The organism is Massilia sp. DD77 (genome assembly GCF_036961685.1).
Taxonomy (GTDB): domain Bacteria; phylum Pseudomonadota; class Gammaproteobacteria; order Burkholderiales; family Burkholderiaceae_D; genus Telluria.
Map to the genome: position 1 here is coordinate 20048 of NZ_JBAMDH010000012.1, position 17513 is coordinate 37560.

A 17513-nucleotide genomic window follows, 5' to 3' on the forward strand; every position below is an offset into this window, starting at 1 on the left:
CCTGCCCGTGGCACGCGTGACGCCTTGCCGCCCCATGGTCTACAATCGCCGTTCAACATGAACAACAAGGAAGACCATGTCCACCATTACCACTGATTCCGGCCTGCAGTACGAAGACACCGTTGTCGGCGACGGCCCGGAAGCCAAGGCCGGCCAGTACGTCACCGTGCACTACACCGGCTGGCTGCGCAACGACGACGGCACCCCGGGCGCCAAGTTCGATTCGAGCAAGGACCGCAACGATCCCTTCCAGTTCGCGCTCGGCGCCGGCCACGTGATCCGCGGCTGGGACGAAGGCGTGCAGGGCATGAAGGTCGGCGGTTCGCGCCGCCTGACCATCCCGGCCAGCCTCGGCTACGGCGCGCGCGGCGCCGGCGGCGTGATCCCGCCGAACGCCACCCTGATCTTCGACGTCGACCTGCTGGGCGTCTGAGCATCCTGAAAAGGGGCGCCTGGCGCCCCTTTTCATTCGAGCTTCCCCTCTAAAGTGCGGGCATTTCGACCGTCCGCGCCATCCTGCTGCGCTAAGATGCCTGCCGCCTTGCCCGCTTGGTCGACCAAGGGCAAACACAGCAACCAACCACACAGGAGTTTCCATGAGCTTGCAGGAACAGTTCAACCAGGCCCAGCAGGATTCGAAGAATCTGCCCGAGCGCCCAGACAACATGACCTTGCTGAAGATTTACGCGCTGTACAAGCAGGGTTCGGCGGGCGACGCCACCGGCGAGCGTCCGGGCATGACCGACTTCGTCAACCGCGCCAAGTACGACGCCTGGGCGGCGCTGGCGGGCACTTCGCAGGAAGACGCCCAGCAGCAGTACATCGACCTGATCGAAGAACTGAAGGGCTGAGCGGCCGCGCGCCGCTTTCCGGCGCGCCTTCCAGCCTCCCTTCGCTCCCTAGGCGGGAGCGAAGACCTTGCGCATCTTTTCCGTCACCTTGGCCTCGATGGCCGGCGCGAATGCGCTCATCAGCATCCCCAGGCGGATGCGCAGCGCCGCACTCTGCCCTTCCAGCCGCAAGTCCCCATCCACGCCGCTGCGTTCGAAACGCAGCACGTCGCCGTCCCAGCGGCAAGCCAGTCCGAATTCCGCCGCCAGGCGCTGCGCCACCTGTTCCGCCGCCGTGCGCGCCGCATCGCGGCTCAGGGCATGCTGCTGGACGATGTTCAATTCCGCCATCTGAAGCTTTCCTTCCTAATCGATTGCAAGACAATCCGCCATGATGCCAGCTGGAAGCGGTCCATGCCAGAGCCCGCTTCATCCTCACTACCAGAACGCCTAACGAAGCCCTCAGGGCAAGGCGCATCGTCGAAGACGGTACGGTCGTACGGCGAGACGATGCAACGCCGCCATGAGGGCTTCGTTAGGCGTTCCATCAATTGATGAGTGTCAATGCCTGAGCCGGCTGGCGCGCGAACATGAAGCGCACGCCGATCATGCAAGGAGCCCACATGGACCCATCCGCCCTGCTGCCCGACGAGCTGGACACGCCGCAGCGCGCCCAGCCGCCGGTGCGCGCCATCCCCACCCCGAGCGCCCCCTATCTGCAGCAGCACCGCGCCGCCCAGCTGCTGGAAACGCCCGCGGCACCGGACCACGAGCCGGAGACCGAGGCGCCTCCGCTTGCGCACGCCTTCGGCGCCCGCGTGCTGATGTGGAAGCAGGACCCGTCGGTCAGCGAGATCGGCACCCGCCCCGCCTACCTGCCCGGCGTGGTGCTGGCCGGCCCGCGCGACGCCCGCATCGCGCCCGGCGAGCCGGGCATCGCACCAGTCGAGCCGAACGCCTTCGGCGACTTCGTCACCCAGCCCGACACGCCCCAGTTCGACGCCGTGCACACCTTCGCCGTGGTGCGCCAGACCCTGACCATGTACCAGCGCGCCCTGCTCGCCGCCGGCCTGCCCATGCCCCTGCCCTGGCAGTGGAATACCAGCACCGATACCAGCCCGCTGCAGGTCTATCCGCACGGGCTGCCGAATGTCATGAACGCCTTCTACAGCCGGGCCCAGGGCTGCCTGAAGTTCGGCGACTTCATTCCCACCGGCGCCAGCGAGCGGGTGTACACCTGCCGCTCCTTCGATATCGTGGCCCACGAGACCGCCCACGCCGTGCTCGACGGCCTCAAGCCGCGCTGGCTGCTGGCCGACGCCCCGCCCCAGACCGGCGGCCTGCACGAAGCCTTCGGCGACCTGACCGCGATCTTCCTGGCGCTCTCCCAGCTCGACCAGTGCGAGGCGGTGGTGGCCCAGACCAAGGCGCGCCTGCACGACAAGTCCTTCCTGGCCGACATCGCCGAACAGTTCGGGATGGCGCTGGGCTCGGCCACCGGGCTGCGCAATGCCGACAACGATCTCAGGCTGGGCGAGGCCGGCACCCAGGTGCATGCGATCTCCCAGGTGTTCACCGGCGCCGTGTACGACGTGCTGGCCGACATGTTCGCCCACGAGCGCGATCCCGGGCGCGAGGACGACGCCGCCGTCCTGCACCGGGTCGCCGCCTACCTGCGCGGCCTGGTGCTGCGCGCCCTGATCGCGGCGCCCGAGGACGCCGCCAGCTATGCCGACGTGGTCAACGAGATGCTGCGCCTGGTGGTCGAGGACGGCCGCCCGCCGGCGTATGCCAACTTCATCCGCAACCAGTTCAGCCGCCGCGACGTGGTCGAGGCCGGCGGCGCCCCAGGCGAGGATTACCAGCCCGGCACCCGGCTTGCCCCCTGCGTCTGCGACGCGCGCGGCGCGCGCCAGGACCGCCACGCCTGCTGCGGCACCATGCAGCTGCCGGAATACCACCGCGCCGGGCGGGTACTGAATGGCGAGGCGCAGGCGCTGGCGCGCTGGTGCGCGGCCCACGGCCGCCATGGCGCGGACAGGAAAAGGGACGTGGCGGCGTCATGAAGATCAGCGCGCGCGCCTGCGGCGGCTTCGCCGGCCTGGCCGAATCCTACGAGCTCGACACCGCCGCCCGGCCGGAAGGCGCGGCCCTGGAAGACTTGCTGCGGCGGCTGGATTTCTTCCGCGCCGAGCCGGGCTGCCCGGTCGGCGCCGACATGCCGCGCTGGGAAATCACGGTCGAGGACGGGATGCGCTGCCATACGGTCTTCCTGCGCGAGGACGGCAGCGGCGGCGACTGGCAAAGCCTGCTCGACGGCTTGCGCAGCACCGCCTGACCCCATTCCGGAGGGAGCGTGGTGCGGGCCTGGGCGGCCCCGTCCAGGTGCTGCCGGACGGGGCAATAGTGCTTGGTGGAAAGGCACGCTCGTGCGGCTTCGCAGCGCCAGCAGCGCGGTTTTCCCTTCATTTGCTTATGTGTATTGTGTATAAGGCTAATTTGTAGGAAAACCCGAATTGCCCTAAAATACAGTGCTTTGCATGTCCCGCCGGCCCACCCTGACCCTTGAAGCGCCCGGCGCCGCGACACCCCCACCATTGATAGGACTGTTATGACCCACGTTGTCACCGAATCGTGCATCCGTTGTCGCTATACCGACTGCGTCGATGTATGCCCGGTAGATTGTTTCCGGGAAGGCCCGAATTTCCTTGCCATCGACCCCGACGAGTGCATCGACTGCGCCGTTTGCGTGGCCGAATGCCCGGTGAATGCGATCTATGCCGAAGAGGACGTGCCTGGCGATCAGCAGCAATTTATCAAGCTCAATGCGGATCTGGCGCGTTCCTGGCCGTCGATCACCAAGACCAAGCCGGCCCTGCCCGACGCGGAAGAATGGAAAGACGTCAAGGACAAGCTGAGCCAACTGGCCCGCTGACGCGGACGGCGCCCGTGTCCGCCTGAGCGGACCGCGCCGGCAGGGTGTCGCCACCGGTGGCAGCGTCGTTCTGCCATCGCCCCACCATCCAAAAATCACAGGAAGTAAGCATGACTATCAGTGCCACCCACGAAGCGGGCAGCATCGCTCCCAACAGTTCGTTCGCCGGCGCCATCGAAGCCGACGCCGTGATCATCGGCGCCGGTCCGGTCGGCCTGTTCCAGGTCTTCGAACTCGGCCTTCTCGAAATCAAGGCCCACGTCATCGATTCGCTGCCGGCCGTCGGCGGCCAGTGCGTGGAACTGTACCCGGACAAGCCGATCTACGACATCCCGGCCGTGCCGGTGTGCACCGGCCAGGAACTGACCGACAACCTGCTCAAGCAGATCGAGCCTTTCGAGCCGACCTTCCACCTGGGCCAGGAAGTCACCACCGTCCAGCGCCGCGAAGACAGCCGTTTCAACGTCGAGACCTCGCTTGGGACCCGTTTCATCACCAAGACCATCTTCATCGCCGCCGGCGTCGGTTCCTTCCAGGCACGTACCCTGAAGGTCGACGGCATCGAGAAGTTCGACAATGAGCAGCTGTTCTACCGCGTCAAGGATCCGGCCCTGTTCGAAGGCAAGAACCTGGTCATCTGCGGCGGCGGCGACTCGGCCCTGGACTGGGCCCTGAACTTCGTCGGCAAGGCCGAATCGGTGGTGCTGGTGCACCGCCGCGAAGACTTCCGCGCCGCGCCGGCCTCGGTCGCCAAGATGAAGGCCCTGTGCGACGAGTACGAGATGCAGCTGATCACCGGCCAGGTGACCGGCTTCGACGAAAAAGACGGCAAGCTGAGCGAAGTGAAGGTGACCGGCGCCGACGGCGTGACCCGCCGCGTGCCGCTGGACATGCTGCTGGTCTTCTTCGGCCTGTCGCCGAAGCTGGGCCCGATCGCCGAGTGGGGCCTGGACATCGAGCGCCGCCAGCTGAAGGTCATGGACACCGAGAAATTCGAGACCAACGTGCCGGGCATTTTCGCCGTGGGCGATATCAACACCTATCCGGGCAAGAAGAAGCTGATCCTGTCGGGCTTCCACGAAGCCGCGCTGGCCGCCTTCGGTGCCGCGCCCTACATCTTCCCGGACAAGAAGATCCACATGCAGTACACCACCACGTCGCCGAAGCTGCACAAGATCCTGGGCGTGGAAACGCCGGTGTTCGACTAACGATCTTTTGTATCGTGCAAAAGCCGCCCTGTTGGGCGGCTTTTTTTGCGCCCGTGGTGCGCATCAAACTGAGGTCCCGGCCTTCGCCCGAAGTCGTAGGCGCCAGTGGCGCGTACGACGGTCTTGAAGCAGATGGCAGAGTCACAAGCCGCCACTACTCTCAGTACCTCATTCCGGCGAAGGCCGGAATCCAAGTTTGCTTGAAGGCCACAAACCCTTTTTTTGTGCGGTCAGTAACGCCCAGCCAACAAACTTCCTGTTACAAACACGCGCATGTCAACTTATGTGGGAAGCCTCACCGAAGCGCCCTGCACAAATATGCTACAAGTGAGCCATACCGTTGCAGACGACTGAAAACGATTGTTTCCACAAGTAAATCAATCCCATATAATTGATTGCAGCTACGCGCAAACGATTGCGACGCGCACTGTCCACTGAAGGATTTATTTATGCTTTACCAACTGCACGAGATGCAACGCTCCTTCCTGACCCCGCTGATGCAATGGGCCGATGCGTCCTCGAAACTGTTTTCCAATCCCGTCTCGCCGTTCGCGCACACCCCATTCGCCCAGCGTATCGCCGCCGGCTACGAGCTGATGTACCGTCTCGGCAAGGACTATGAAAAGCCGGCCTTCGGCATCCATTCGGTCAAGGTCAAGGGCGAAGACGTCGGCATCATGGAGCGCACGGTCGTCGAAAAACCGTTCTGCAAGCTCCTGCATTTCAAGAAGGACATGGGTGACGAGGCCTTCGCGGCCCTGGACCAGCCGAAGGTGCTGGTGGTCGCTCCCCTGTCGGGCCACCACGCCACCCTGCTGCGCGACACCGTGCGCGCCCTGCTGGTGGACCACGACGTCTGCATCACCGACTGGACCGACGCACGCATGGTCCCCTTGTCGAGCGGCGCCTTCCACCTGCACGACTACATCTACTACGTGCAGGACTTCATCCGCCTGCTGGGCCCGGACGTGCACGTGATCTCGGTGTGCCAGCCGACCGTGCCGGTGCTGGCCGCGATCTCGCTGATGGCGTCCAACAAGGATCCCAAGCTGCCGAAGACCATGACCATGATGGGCGGCCCGATCGATCCGCGCAAGTCGCCGACCGCCGTCAACGACCTGGCCGTCGAGAAGCCCTTCTCGTGGTTCGAGAACACCGTGATCTATTCGGTGCCGGGCAACTACCCGGGCTTCGGCCGCAAGGTCTATCCGGGCTTCCTGCAGCACGCCGGCTTCATCGCCATGAACCCGGGCCGCCATGCCCAGAGCCACCGCGAGTTCTACCAGCACCTGGTGCGCGGCGACGACGATTCCGCCGAGGCGCACCGCCAGTTCTACGACGAATATAACGCCGTGCTGGACATGCCGGCCGAGTACTACCTCGAGACCATCAAGACCGTGTTCCAGGAACACCGTCTGCCCAAGGGCACCTGGGAAGTCGGCGGCCAGCTGGTGCGTCCGCAGGACATCGAGACCGTGGCCCTGATGACCGTGGAAGGCGAGCTGGACGATATCTCCGGCCTGGGCCAGACCAGCGCGGCGCACGAGCTGTGCAGCGGGATTCCGAAGAACAAGCATCTCAAGTTCGTGGCGCCGAAGTGCGGGCACTACGGCATCTTCTCGGGCCGCCGCTGGCGCGAGATGATTTGTCCGAAGATTACGGCGTTTATTCAGGCGAATCGCTGATCGTCTGGCGAAATGGAAAATGCCGCGGAAATCGCGGCATTTTTTTTGCGCTGACGGTTCGCAGCGAACTCGGGTCCCCGCCTTCACTGGGATGACCTTGTTCCTCGCAATCGGAACATCGATAGACCGACTTCGGATACGTCCTTCTAAACGTCATCCCCGCGCAGGCGGGGACCCAAGTTTGCCAGCACAGTGTTAGCTCACCTCACCACCACCACCTCCGTCACCACCCCCGTCGCAATCGCCACCAGCGCATAGCTGGCCCCCGCCTGCACCCACTGGTGCCCCGGCGGCGGCTCGCTCAGCTTGTGGACGCGCCAGTTGTCGATCACGTAGTGGTGGGTGCGGTAGCGCGGCGGCAGCTGCTCGCCGCGCTTGAGCTCGCCATTACTTTCCACGCTGCGGTAGCGCGCTTTGCCCTTGCCCCCCTGCTGCCCGCCGGCGCCGTGCAGCTCGGCTTGCGGCGCGCCGTGGGGGCGCTGCTGCGCGTGCGCCCCGGGGCCGCTCGACAGGAGCGCGGCAAGCAAGACCGGTACGATCAACTCGTTCATCTCAACGCCCTCCTCGGCTCTCTCTCGTCTTCGCCCACTAGACCATGGACATGGCGAATCGTCTGTTCGCTCGGCCACCATACTGCCGCGAATACGGCGCCGGCGGCGCACCAGACCGCGCCGTCGCATCGCACGGGGTTTTGGCGGATAATGTCGGCTTTACCAAGACCGCTCGCCGTGACTCACGCTGTGACTAAAACCGTCGCCGACCAGATCGAAGACCTGCTGCCGCAGACGCAATGCACCAAGTGCGGCTATCCCGCGTGCCGCCCCTATGCGGAGGCGATCGTGCGCGGCGAGGCGGAGATCAACCAGTGCCCGCCGGGCGGCATGGAAGGCGTGCGCCGCCTGGCCGCCGCCACCGGCCGCAAGGTGATCCCGATCAATCCGGCCAACGGCGTCGAGCGTCCGCGCCCGGTCGCCTTTATCGACGAATCGCTGTGCATCGGCTGTACCCTGTGCATCCAGGCCTGCCCGGTGGACGCCATCCTGGGCGCGGCCAAGCAGATGCACACCATCCTGCCCAGCCTGTGCACCGGCTGCGACCTGTGCGTGGCGCCCTGCCCGGTCGACTGCATCTCGATGATTCCCGTGACGGGCGAAGCGACCGGCTGGGACGCCTGGTCGCAGGAGGCGGCCGACGCCGCCCGCGCGCGCCACGACTTCCGCGCGCAGCGCCTGCGCCGCGAGCGCGAGGAGAACGAGGCCCGCCTGGCCGCCAAGGCCCTGGAAAAGATGCGCGCGGTCACGGCCGAGGCGGCCAACACGCCGGAAGAACTGGCCGAGAAGGAGCGCAAGCGCGCCATCATCGCCGCCGCCATGGAACGCGCGCGCCAGAAGGCCGCCGGCACCGACCAGAATTGATGTAACGATGAATCCCAACGATGAATCCAAGTAAGCGCCTCGAGATCTTTACGCGCTTCCGCGCCGCCAATCCCAAGCCCACCACCGAACTCGAATTCACCACGCCCTTCGAGCTCCTGATCGCGGTGCTGCTGTCGGCCCAGTCGACCGACGTCGGCGTCAACAAGGCCACGCGCCGCCTGTATCCGGTGGCGAACACGCCGCAGAAGATCCTCGACCTGGGGCTGGAGGAATTGAAGTCGTATATCTCGACGATCGGCCTGTACAACACCAAGGCCAGGAACGTGATGGCGACCTGCCAGATCCTGGTGGAGCAGTACGGCGGCGAGGTGCCGCCTTCGCGCGAAGCCCTGGAATCCTTGCCGGGGGTGGGCCGCAAGACGGCCAACGTGGTGCTGAACACCGCCTTCGGCGAGCCGACCATGGCGGTCGATACCCATATCTTCCGGGTGTCGAACCGGACGAAGATTGCGCCTGGCAAGAACGTCGACATCGTCGAGCAGAAGCTGCTCAAGTTCGTGCCCAAGCAATTTCTACACGACGCCCACCACTGGCTGATCCTGCACGGGCGCTACACCTGCGTGGCGCGCCGCCCGAAATGCTGGAACTGCCTGATCGTGGACTTGTGCGAATACAAGGACAAGACGCCGGCGCCCGCCGGCGTGCTCGATCCCGCGGCGCTGGCGGCCGCGGCTTAAGCGACCCGGCGCAGGGCTGGACGCGCGCGCGGCGCGGCCAGTGCGGTGGACGGCGACGCATCCGAAGCTTGCGCATCGTCCAGCTTGAACACGCTCACCACCTCGGTCAGGGCCACGGTCTGCTCGCGCAGCGACTGGGCCGCCGCCGCCGCTTCCTCGACCAGGGCCGCATTCTGCTGGGTGGCGGAGTCCATTTCCGTGATCGCCAGGTTGATCTGGGCAATACCGGCGCCCTGCTCCTGGCTGGCCGAGCTGATGTCGCCGATGATGTCCATCACGTGGCGCACGCTGTCCACGATCTCGCCCATCGTCGCACCGGCTTCGCCGACCAGGCGGTTGCCGTCCTCGACCCGCTCCACCGATTCGCCGATCAAGGCCTTGATCTCCTTGGCCGCCGTGGCCGAACGCTGCGCCAGATTGCGCACCTCGCTGGCCACCACGGCAAAACCGCGGCCCTGTTCTCCGGCGCGCGCCGCCTCGACTGCGGCGTTCAGCGCCAGGATGTTGGTCTGGAAGGCGATACCGTCGATGACACCGATGATGTCGACGATCTTGCGCGAAGACGCGGTAATCGACTGCATCGTCGCCACCACCTCTTCCACCACCTTGCCGCCCTTGGCGGCGACATCGACGGCGGATACCGCCAGCTTGTTCGCATGCCGGGCGTTGTCGGCATTCTGCTGCACCGTGGACGTCAGCTCTTCCATCGAGGACGCGGTCTCCTCGATCGCGGCGGCCTGGGTTTCGGTGCGGCTGGACAGGTCCATATTGCCGTGCGCGATCTCGTCGGAAGCCTCGGCAATGGTATGGGCGCCGCTGCGAACCTGGGTCACGATGCGGTTCAGGCTCGACGACATCTCCTTGAGCGCCAGCAGCAGCTGTCCGGTCTCATCGTCGCTGCGTACGGTAATGTTGGTGCGCAGGTCGCCCGCCGCCACGCTCTTGGCCGCTTCGACCGCGTCGCTCAGTGGACGGGTGATCGAGCGCGACACCAGCACGCCTGCGACCACCGCGGCGACGGCGCCGAGCAGCATGAGCAGATAGCTGACGAAGGTGGCGCGCGCGCCGACTTCATCGGCCAGGGCGGCGCTCGCCGCGCTGCGTTCGGACATTTTCTTCTGGGCCTTGTCGAGCAAGGCCGCGGGGGCACGGTCCATGCCCTTGACCGCCTTGTCGCCGGCGGCGAAGTCGAACTCGGCCGCCGCGAAGTCGGCGAAGCCGCGACGGTAGTCGGCCCCCATCTGCGCATGGGCAGCGCCGAACTCGGTCACCAGCTTGCGCACTTCGCCCTCGGGCAGGCTCGCCAGCAAGGTCTTGACCGAGGTACCGACCTCGGCTTCGCTGTCCTGGAACGCGCCCCAGTATTTCTTGCGCTGTTCCTCGTCCTTGCCGCGCAGGAGCGTGTTCTTCCATTCCTGCAGCTGCTTGCGGAATTCGGCCAGCAAGGACTCGACGTGCTGCGCCTGTTTCGCCTCAGCCACGGCGACACGGTAGGTGTCGACCGAGCGGTTCATCTGCGCCACGCCGAAGAATCCGGCGCAGGCAACCAGCAGGGTCACTGCGGCGAAGCCGAGAGGCAGTTTTCGGCTCAGTTTCATGGGTATCCTCTGAAAACATTATGTGCACGTGCACAAGATGCATTCAGTCTAGCGATTTATAGCCGTATGGAAAAGTTTAGCCACGTATGGACAAGGCAATTCTCACGGAATGTATCCCTTCCACAACGAGCAACGGTCGTGTGAGCGCTTACTCTTTACAACAAGACCATGTTATCGCGATGGACCAACTCGGGGCCCTCGACGAAGCCCAGGATGCCCTCGATCTCGCTCGAAGCGTGACGCATGATGCGGCGCACTTCGCTGCTGGCGTAGTTGGTCAGCCCGCGCGCCAGCGCTCGTCCGCCCTCGTCGACGCAGGTAATCACCTGCCCGCGGCCGAATTCGCCGTTCACCGCCAGCACGCCGATCGGCAGCAGCGACTTGCCTTCGCGGGTCAGCTTCTGGGCCGCACCGGCGTCGATCACGACCTCGCCCGTGGTATGCAGGTGGTCGACCATCCATTGGCGGCGCGCCGTCAGGCGGCCGGTGGCGGCGGTGAGCTGGGTGCCGATCGCCTCGCCGTGGGCCAGGCGGGTCAGGACTTCTTCCTCGCGCCCCCAGGCGATGACGGTGTGGGCGCCGGAGCGGGCGGCGCGGCGCGCGGCCAGCACCTTGGTCAGCATGCCGCCGCGCCCGAGGCTGCTGCCGGCGCCGCCGGCCATGGCTTCCAGCGCCGGGTCGCCGGCCCGGGCTTCGCCGATCAGCTCGGCTTGCGGGTCCTTGCGCGGGTCGGCGGAGAACAATCCGCGCTGGTCGGTCAGGATCACCAGCGCGTCGGCCTCGATCAGGTTGGCGACCAGGGCGCCGAGGGTGTCGTTGTCGCCGAACTTGATCTCGTCGGTCACCACGGTGTCGTTCTCGTTGATGATCGGGACCACGCCCAGGCGCAGCAGGGTGGTGAGGGTCGAGCGCGCGTTCAGGTAGCGTTCGCGGTCGGCCAGGTCGGCATGGGTCAGCAGCACCTGGGCGGTCTTGATGCCGTGGGTGCGGAAGCTGGTTTCGTAGATCTGGGCCAGGCCCATCTGGCCGACGGCGGCGCAGGCCTGCAGCTCGTGGATGTCGGTGGGGCGGCCGGCGAAGCCCAGGCGCAGCATGCCTTCGGCGATCGCGCCGGAAGACACCAGCACGACTTCCTTGCCGAGCGCGCGCAGGGCGGCGATCTGGGACGCCCAGCGGGCGATGGCGGTGTGGTCGAGGCCCTGGCCCTCGTTCGTGACGAGCGAGGAGCCGACCTTGACGATGATGCGGGAGGAGGACTGGAGGACGGAGTTCATGGCGACAGGATTTTCCCTCGCGGCCGCAAGGCCAGCAGGGAAAGTCCTGCCAGCAGCTCGACCGCGCAGACGACAAATAATACGCCCGTGGGCAGGCCGATCGCAAACGCTGCGACCAGGCGGCCGGCCGGCTGGGCCAGGAGGAATAATGCGGTGAGGTCGCCGAGGACGGGTTGGTCAACCTGTCTGGACGCCAGCAGAGCCAGTCCCGCGGTGGCGAGGCGCACTCCGACGTAGATGGCGTAGAACTGGCTGTAGCCGTTCACGCCAACGAGAAACAGACCCATCGCGGTGGCGATGCGGTCGGGGTCGAGCATGGCCGCGAGCGCGGCCAGCGAACTGGTGGTCGCGACCAGCTGCAGCAGCTGGACGCGCCACCAGGCGCGCTTGGACGAAGCGGGTGCAGCCAAGGCCGCTGCCGGCTCAGTCTTCAAGGATCTTGAAGCGGGGATCGTCCGGATCGATGGACGAGATGGTGCGCGCTTCCTCGGTCATCTGCGTTTCTTCGGAGCGCTGTTCGACGTGGCGCTTTTCTTCCAGGTGCTTGTAGATCGCGTGCACCAGCTCTTCGCAGCCTTCGCGGTTCAGGGCCGAGATCTCGAACACCGGGCCCTTGAAGCCCATGCGCTTGACGAAGTCCTTGGCGACCTTCTTGCGTTCTTCTTCCGGCACCACGTCCAGCTTGTTGAGCACCAGCCAGCGCGGCTTGTCGAGCAGCTCGGCGTCGTACTTCTCGAGTTCCTTGACCAGGGCCTTGGCTTCCTTGACCGGATCGGTCTTGTCGTCCATCGGCGCCACATCGACGATGTGCAGCAGCAGGCCGGTGCGCGACAGGTGGCGCAGGAACTGGTGGCCCAGGCCGGCGCCTTCGGCGGCGCCCTCGATCAGGCCGGGGATGTCGGCGATCACGAAGCTCTTCGCGTGCGACACGCGCACCACGCCGAGGTTCGGATGCAGGGTCGTGAACGGGTAGTCGGCGATCTTCGGCTTGGCGTTCGAGACGGCGGTGATGAAGGTCGACTTGCCGGCGTTCGGCATGCCCAGCAGGCCCACGTCGGCCAGCACCTTCAGTTCCAGGCGCAGGGTGCGGCGCTCGCCTTCCTTGCCCTCGGTCTTCTGGCGCGGCGCGCGGTTGGTCGAGGTCTTGAAGTGGATGTTGCCCCAGCCGCCCTCGCCGCCCTTGGCCAGCAGTTCGGTCTGGCCGTGCTCGGTCAGGTCGGCAACGATCTCGCCGTTCACGTCGTCGACGATCAGGGTGCCCACCGGCATGCGCAGATAGACGTCTTCGGCGCCCTTGCCGTAGCAGTCCGAGCCGCGGCCCGGTTCGCCGTTGCGGCCGTTGTGCACCTTGGAGTAGCGGAAATCCACCAGGGTGTTGATGTTGCGGTCGGCGACCACCCAGATCGAGCCGCCCTTGCCGCCGTCGCCGCCGTCCGGACCGCCGAACGGGCGGAACTTCTCGCGACGGAACGAGGCGCACCCGTTGCCGCCGTCGCCTGCGATGACTTCAATTCTTGCTTCGTCGATAAACTTCATGATGACCGCCAAAAAACTAAAAAGGCCCTACCGTGGGCAGAGCCTTTCGATGGAAGGCTTGCGCCTTACAAAGAAGCAAGCGCCGCCAGGCGGCGCATTGCATAACGCAGGTTGAATTAAGCTGCGACTGCTTCGTTGGCAACGACGGTCACGAACTGCTTCGAGCCCACGCCTTGCTTGACGAACTTGACCGTGCCGTCCACCAGGGCGAACAGGGTGTGGTCCTTGCCGGTACCGACGTTGGCGCCTGCGCGCACCGGGGTACCACGCTGGCGGATGATGATGCCGCCGGCGTTGATCGCCTGGCCGCCGTACACCTTCACGCCAAGGCGCTTGCTTTCTGAATCACGGCCGTTGCGGGTTGTGCCGCCGCCTTTTTTGTGTGCCATTTGTAATGCTCCTTATGACTGGATGTCCGGACGGCGATTAGCCGTTGATCGAGACGATCTGGATTTCGGTGAAATTCTGGCGGTGGCCCTGACGCTTCTGGTAGTGCTTACGACGGCGCATCTTGAAGATACGGACCTTGTCGTGACGACCATGCGAAACCACTTTCACCAGCACCGAAGCACCGTCGACCAGCGGAGCACCAAACTTGATGCTGTCGCCCGCGCCTACGGCGAGGACCTGATCGATCGTGAGTTCGGAACCAATGTCTGCCGGTATCTGTTCTACTTTGAGTTTTTCGCCAGCGACAACTTTGTATTGCTTGCCACCGGTTTTTATGACCGCGTACATGATTGAGAAACCTCGTTAAATGTTAAAAGAATCCCAACGGCGCACCAGCGCGAAACTGCTCGCTGGACTGCTTGGATGCCGGGGAACAGAGGATTATACATAAATTGCTGCCACGCGTCAAAGTCGCTTCCAGGCTGCCGGACGGCGTGGCAGCGCACCAACGGCGGGGGCCGCGCCGCCGAGCAGGACTGGCACTGCTGGCTTGTCGCTTGTCGGTATATAATCCCCGCACTTGATAAAAACTCATCGCATCACTGTCTATCTATTGCAGGTTCGCCTTGTCAGCCGCTATCCCACACGCCCAACAGAACTCCCTCACCTCCTCCATCGCGACCGACATGGAGGCCGTCAACACGGTGATCCGGCAGCGCCTGCATTCGGAAGTGAGCCTGGTGAACCAGATCGCCGAATACATCATCAGCGCCGGCGGCAAGCGCATCCGCCCGGTGCTGGTGCTGCTGCTGGCGAATGCCTACGGCTACCGCGGGACGGCCCACCATGAGCTGGCGGCGGTGGTGGAATTCATCCACACCGCGACCCTGCTGCACGACGACGTGGTCGACGAATCCTCGATGCGCCGCGGCCGCCAGACCGCCAACGCCCTGTTCGGCAACGCCGCCTCGGTGCTGGTCGGCGACTTCCTGTATTCGCGTTCCTTCCAGATGATGGTCGGCCTCGACAACATGCGCGTGATGCGCATCCTGTCCGACGCCACCAACGTGATCGCGGAAGGCGAAGTGCTGCAGCTGCTGAACATGCACGACCCGGACGTGACCGAGGAAAGCTACCTCAAGGTGATCCGCTCCAAGACCGCCAAGCTGTTCGAGGCGGCCGCCGAGCTGGGCGCCCTGGTGGCGGGCGCGAACGATGAACAGATCGCCGCGGCCGGCGAATACGGCCGCTCGCTGGGCACCGCCTTCCAGCTGATCGACGACGTGCTCGACTACGCCGGCGACGCCGCCGAGATCGGCAAGAACGTGGGCGACGACCTGCGCGAAGGCAAGCCGACCCTGCCCCTGATCTGGCTGATGGAACACGGCAGCAGCGAAGAACGCGAACTGGTCCGCACCTGCATCGAACAGGGCGACGAACAGCATTTCGACGCCGTGCTAGCGGCGGTCACCTCGAGCGGCGCATTGGCCTATACCCGCTCCCAGGCCGAGCACGCGGCGCAGCGCGCGGCGCGCGCCATCGAGGCCTTGCCGGAGACGGAATACAAGCGCAGCCTCTTGCAGCTCTGCAGCTTCGCTGTTGACAGGAACCACTAAAACGACTACAGTGATGCCTTCCCGAGATGACAGAAATGCCATCTCAAACCGTCGGGGTGTAGCTTAGCCCGGTAGAGCGCTACGTTCGGGACGTAGAGGCCGGAGGTTCGAATCCTCTCACCCCGACCACGAATTCGCTTGTCACACGAGCACTTGCAAGGCCCATCGATCGATGGGCCTTGTTCGTTTCCGGATTCATATTCTCGTCCCTTGCCATCGCCCCGCCATCCGTCGTATCGGCGGCGTATCGGCAACGCAACAATACAAGTCCGAAGTTCCCTGAATTTAACAGCAAAAAGCCCGGCAATCCGGGCTTTTTGCCTTCCTTGCCAGTTCGGCATCGACAGCGAGAGTTTTCGAGAGTATTTCTATTATTGCCGAAAGGCATTAATCGCGCCCCGCAGCGCCCCCCCGTGAATCCAAAGGTGGAACACCATGAAACTCTCGAACATGAAGGTCGGCACCATGCTCGGCACCGGCTTCGCCCTGGTCCTCGGGCTCCTGTGCGTCATCCTCGTCGGCGCCCTGTACGGCATGGCCGACATGCGCGGCAGCACGCGCCAGATCACGGACAACAACCTGCGCGTCGAACTGGCGAACGTCCTGATCGACACCATCCGCAACCGCGCGATCCAGGTCCGCAACATCGGCCTGCTGGCCGATCCCGCGGCGATGACGGTCCAGCAGCGCGCCATGAACGACGAAGCCGCCACCTACGCCAAAACCTGGAAGGAACTGGCGCCCCTGCTCGACCAGCCGGGCGCCCTGCCCGAAGAAAAGGCCGCGCTCGCCGAGGTAGCCGCGGCCGAGGCGGCGGCCATGCCCGTGCTGGCGAAAGCAACCCAGCTCGGCCTGGCCAACCAGAAGGAGGAAAGCACCCGCGTCCTGACGACCGAGCTCCAGCCGCTGCAGGACCAGTGGATCGCGGCCACCAACGCGCTGATCGTCCTGGAAGGCAAGCTGAACAAGGAAGCGGGCGCCGCCTCGCTGCTGGCCTATGAGCGGGCGCGCAACATGAGCGTCGGCCTGAGCTGCCTGGCGCTGGTGGCCGGCGTGCTGGCCGCCGTAGGCATCACCCGCACCCTGCTGCGCCAGCTCGGCGGCGAGCCGCGCTATGCGGCCGAGGTGGCGGCGCGCATCGCGGCCGGCGACCTCGCCTCCCCGGTCGAGGTGAAGGCGGGCGACAGCACCAGCATGATGGCGGCCATGCAGGCCATGCGCGACAAGCTGGCCTGCATCGTGGCCCAGGTGCGCGGCGGCACCGACGCCATCGCTTCCGCCTCGGCCCAGGTCGCGGCCGGCAGCCTGGACCTGTCCTCGCGCACCGAGGAACAGGCCAGCTCGCTGGAAGAGACCGCGTCCTCGATGGAAGAGCTGACCGGCACCGTCAAGCAGAACGCCGACAATGCGCGCCAGGCCAACCTGATGGCCGATGCCGCCTCCAGCGTGGCCCAGAAGGGCGGCGCCGCCATCGGCGAAGTGATGGGTACGATGGCGGACATCAGCGCCTCGGCCAGCAAGATTCGCGACATCATCGGCGTGATCGACGGCATCGCCTTCCAGACCAACATCCTGGCATTGAACGCCGCCGTGGAAGCGGCGCGCGCCGGCGAACAGGGCCGCGGCTTCGCCGTGGTCGCGACCGAGGTGCGCAACCTGGCCCAGCGCTCGGCTGGCGCCGCCAAGGAAATCAAGGGCCTGATCGAGGATTCGACCAGCAAGGTCGAGAACGGCAGCCGGCAGGTGGACGCGGCCAGCGCCACCATCCTCGAAGTCGTCGACAGCGTCAAGCGCGTCACCGACATCATGAGCGAGATCAGCGCTGCCAGCCTGGAGCAGACCGTGGGCATCGAGCAGATCAACCAGGCCATCGTCTCGATGGACCAGGTGACCCAGCAGAATGCCGCCCTGGTCGAGGAAGCGGCGGCCGCCTCGGAAGCGATGCAGGTGCAGGCGGCGCGCCTGAGCGATGCGGTCAGCGTGTTCCGCCTCGACTGCGCGCAAACTGCGCCGCCTCCGGCAGCGCCGCATGCGGCACGGCCGGCTCCGAAGGCCTTGTCCGCCACCAAGCCCGCCAAGCCGCGCCACGCGGCCACGACCGCGCCGCAGCGCCAGGCGATGGCCACCGCCGCCAACGGCTGGGAAACCTTCTGATCCCCACTCCCGCACGCCCGTGCAGCAATGCCGGGCGTGCGTCTCGCTTCGACGCCACGCAAGCCTTGGCGTCCCCGCCCTGCCCCGGCGAGCACAACCGCCGCCTTTCTTAACTTACGCCAGAGTCCGCTCGTCCGCTCCCTCTACTGTATTGCTTGCTACCGCCTGATGCGC

19 protein-coding genes and 1 tRNA gene are annotated in these 17513 nt (G+C 65.4%); 12 read left to right on the forward strand and 8 right to left on the reverse strand.

Annotation, left to right across the window (positions count from 1 at the left end; translation table 11 throughout):
- Positions 1-76: 76 nt before the first annotated feature.
- On the forward strand, positions 77-433 hold the full coding sequence (locus V7778_RS08695; RefSeq protein WP_211519295.1) for an FKBP-type peptidyl-prolyl cis-trans isomerase: 357 nt from the start codon (positions 77-79) through the stop codon (positions 431-433).
- A gap of 163 nt (positions 434-596) precedes the next feature.
- Positions 597-851, forward strand: a complete 255-nt coding sequence (locus tag V7778_RS08700; protein ID WP_211519296.1) for an acyl-CoA-binding protein — start codon at positions 597-599, stop codon at positions 849-851.
- A gap of 48 nt (positions 852-899) precedes the next feature.
- Here V7778_RS08700 and V7778_RS08705 read toward each other — a convergent pair whose 3' ends face one another.
- Complete coding sequence (locus tag V7778_RS08705; RefSeq protein WP_211519297.1) at positions 900-1181, reverse strand: polyhydroxyalkanoic acid system family protein; 282 nt, start codon at positions 1179-1181, stop codon at positions 900-902.
- A 272-nt stretch (positions 1182-1453) separates the two neighbouring features.
- Between V7778_RS08705 and V7778_RS08710 the strand changes: the two genes are divergently transcribed.
- The 5 genes from V7778_RS08710 (at position 1454) to V7778_RS08730 (ending at position 6658) form a co-directional block, all read left to right on the forward strand.
- Entirely contained in the window at positions 1454-2896 is a 1443-nt protein-coding gene (locus tag V7778_RS08710) for a hypothetical protein (RefSeq protein ID WP_335553950.1), read from the forward strand.
- Positions 2893-3168, forward strand: coding sequence for a protealysin inhibitor emfourin (locus V7778_RS08715; RefSeq protein ID WP_335553953.1), 276 nt, complete (start codon positions 2893-2895; stop codon positions 3166-3168). The genes V7778_RS08710 and V7778_RS08715 overlap by 4 nt, the downstream gene beginning before the upstream one ends.
- 273 nt (positions 3169-3441) lie before the next feature.
- On the forward strand, positions 3442-3765 hold the full coding sequence (fdxA, locus tag V7778_RS08720; RefSeq protein ID WP_211519300.1) for a ferredoxin FdxA: 324 nt from the start codon (positions 3442-3444) through the stop codon (positions 3763-3765).
- 110 nt (positions 3766-3875) lie between these two features.
- Complete coding sequence (locus tag V7778_RS08725; protein ID WP_335553958.1) at positions 3876-4973, forward strand: NAD(P)/FAD-dependent oxidoreductase; 1098 nt, start codon at positions 3876-3878, stop codon at positions 4971-4973.
- A 449-nt stretch (positions 4974-5422) separates the two neighbouring features.
- Complete coding sequence (locus tag V7778_RS08730; protein ID WP_335553960.1) at positions 5423-6658, forward strand: polyhydroxyalkanoate depolymerase; 1236 nt, start codon at positions 5423-5425, stop codon at positions 6656-6658.
- A 200-nt stretch (positions 6659-6858) separates the two neighbouring features.
- On the opposite strand, the gene V7778_RS08735 is transcribed toward V7778_RS08730, so the two are convergent.
- Positions 6859-7209, reverse strand: coding sequence for an RcnB family protein (locus tag V7778_RS08735; protein WP_335553962.1), 351 nt, complete (start codon positions 7207-7209; stop codon positions 6859-6861).
- A gap of 150 nt (positions 7210-7359) precedes the next feature.
- On the opposite strand from V7778_RS08735, the gene rsxB reads away from it, so the two are divergent.
- Together rsxB and nth are read left to right on the forward strand one after the other, a co-directional pair.
- Complete coding sequence (gene rsxB, locus V7778_RS08740) at positions 7360-8073, forward strand: electron transport complex subunit RsxB (RefSeq protein ID WP_335553965.1); 714 nt, start codon at positions 7360-7362, stop codon at positions 8071-8073.
- Between the two features lie 20 nt (positions 8074-8093).
- Positions 8094-8771 (forward strand): endonuclease III, encoded by a 678-nt coding sequence (nth, locus tag V7778_RS08745; RefSeq protein WP_335553968.1) that lies wholly within the window; start codon positions 8094-8096, stop codon positions 8769-8771.
- Here the strand turns inward: nth and V7778_RS08750 are convergent.
- The 6 genes from V7778_RS08750 to rplU all read right to left on the reverse strand — a co-directional run bounded on the left by V7778_RS08750 (position 8768) and on the right by rplU (position 13917).
- Entirely contained in the window at positions 8768-10369 is a 1602-nt protein-coding gene (locus V7778_RS08750) for a methyl-accepting chemotaxis protein (protein WP_335553971.1), read from the reverse strand. The genes nth and V7778_RS08750 overlap by 4 nt on opposite strands.
- A 155-nt stretch (positions 10370-10524) precedes the next feature.
- On the reverse strand, positions 10525-11643 hold the full coding sequence (gene proB, locus V7778_RS08755; protein WP_335553974.1) for a glutamate 5-kinase: 1119 nt from the start codon (positions 11641-11643) through the stop codon (positions 10525-10527).
- The gene (locus V7778_RS08760) at positions 11640-12053 is read right to left on the reverse strand and encodes a hypothetical protein (RefSeq protein WP_335553977.1); all 414 of its coding nucleotides are present in this window, start codon (positions 12051-12053) and stop codon (positions 11640-11642) included. The genes proB and V7778_RS08760 overlap by 4 nt, the downstream gene beginning before the upstream one ends.
- Positions 12054-12066: 13 nt before the next feature.
- Entirely contained in the window at positions 12067-13179 is a 1113-nt protein-coding gene (cgtA, locus tag V7778_RS08765) for an Obg family GTPase CgtA (RefSeq protein ID WP_335553979.1), read from the reverse strand.
- A 116-nt stretch (positions 13180-13295) separates the two neighbouring features.
- Positions 13296-13568, reverse strand: coding sequence for a 50S ribosomal protein L27 (gene rpmA, locus V7778_RS08770; protein ID WP_005668438.1), 273 nt, complete (start codon positions 13566-13568; stop codon positions 13296-13298).
- Between the two features lie 37 nt (positions 13569-13605).
- Positions 13606-13917: a 50S ribosomal protein L21 gene (rplU, locus tag V7778_RS08775; protein WP_211519308.1), complete on the reverse strand. Its 312-nt coding sequence runs from the start codon at positions 13915-13917 to the stop codon at positions 13606-13608.
- Positions 13918-14255: 338 nt separating this feature from the next.
- Between rplU and ispB the strand changes: the two genes are divergently transcribed.
- The 3 genes from ispB to V7778_RS08790 all read left to right on the forward strand — a co-directional run bounded on the left by ispB (position 14256) and on the right by V7778_RS08790 (position 17339).
- Positions 14256-15185 (forward strand): octaprenyl diphosphate synthase, encoded by a 930-nt coding sequence (ispB, locus tag V7778_RS08780; protein WP_442920710.1) that lies wholly within the window; start codon positions 14256-14258, stop codon positions 15183-15185.
- A gap of 52 nt (positions 15186-15237) precedes the next feature.
- A tRNA-Pro gene (locus tag V7778_RS08785) sits at positions 15238-15314 on the forward strand.
- A 306-nt stretch (positions 15315-15620) separates the two neighbouring features.
- On the forward strand, positions 15621-17339 hold the full coding sequence (locus V7778_RS08790; RefSeq protein ID WP_335553999.1) for a methyl-accepting chemotaxis protein: 1719 nt from the start codon (positions 15621-15623) through the stop codon (positions 17337-17339).
- The last annotated feature ends 174 nt before the right edge of the window (positions 17340-17513 follow it).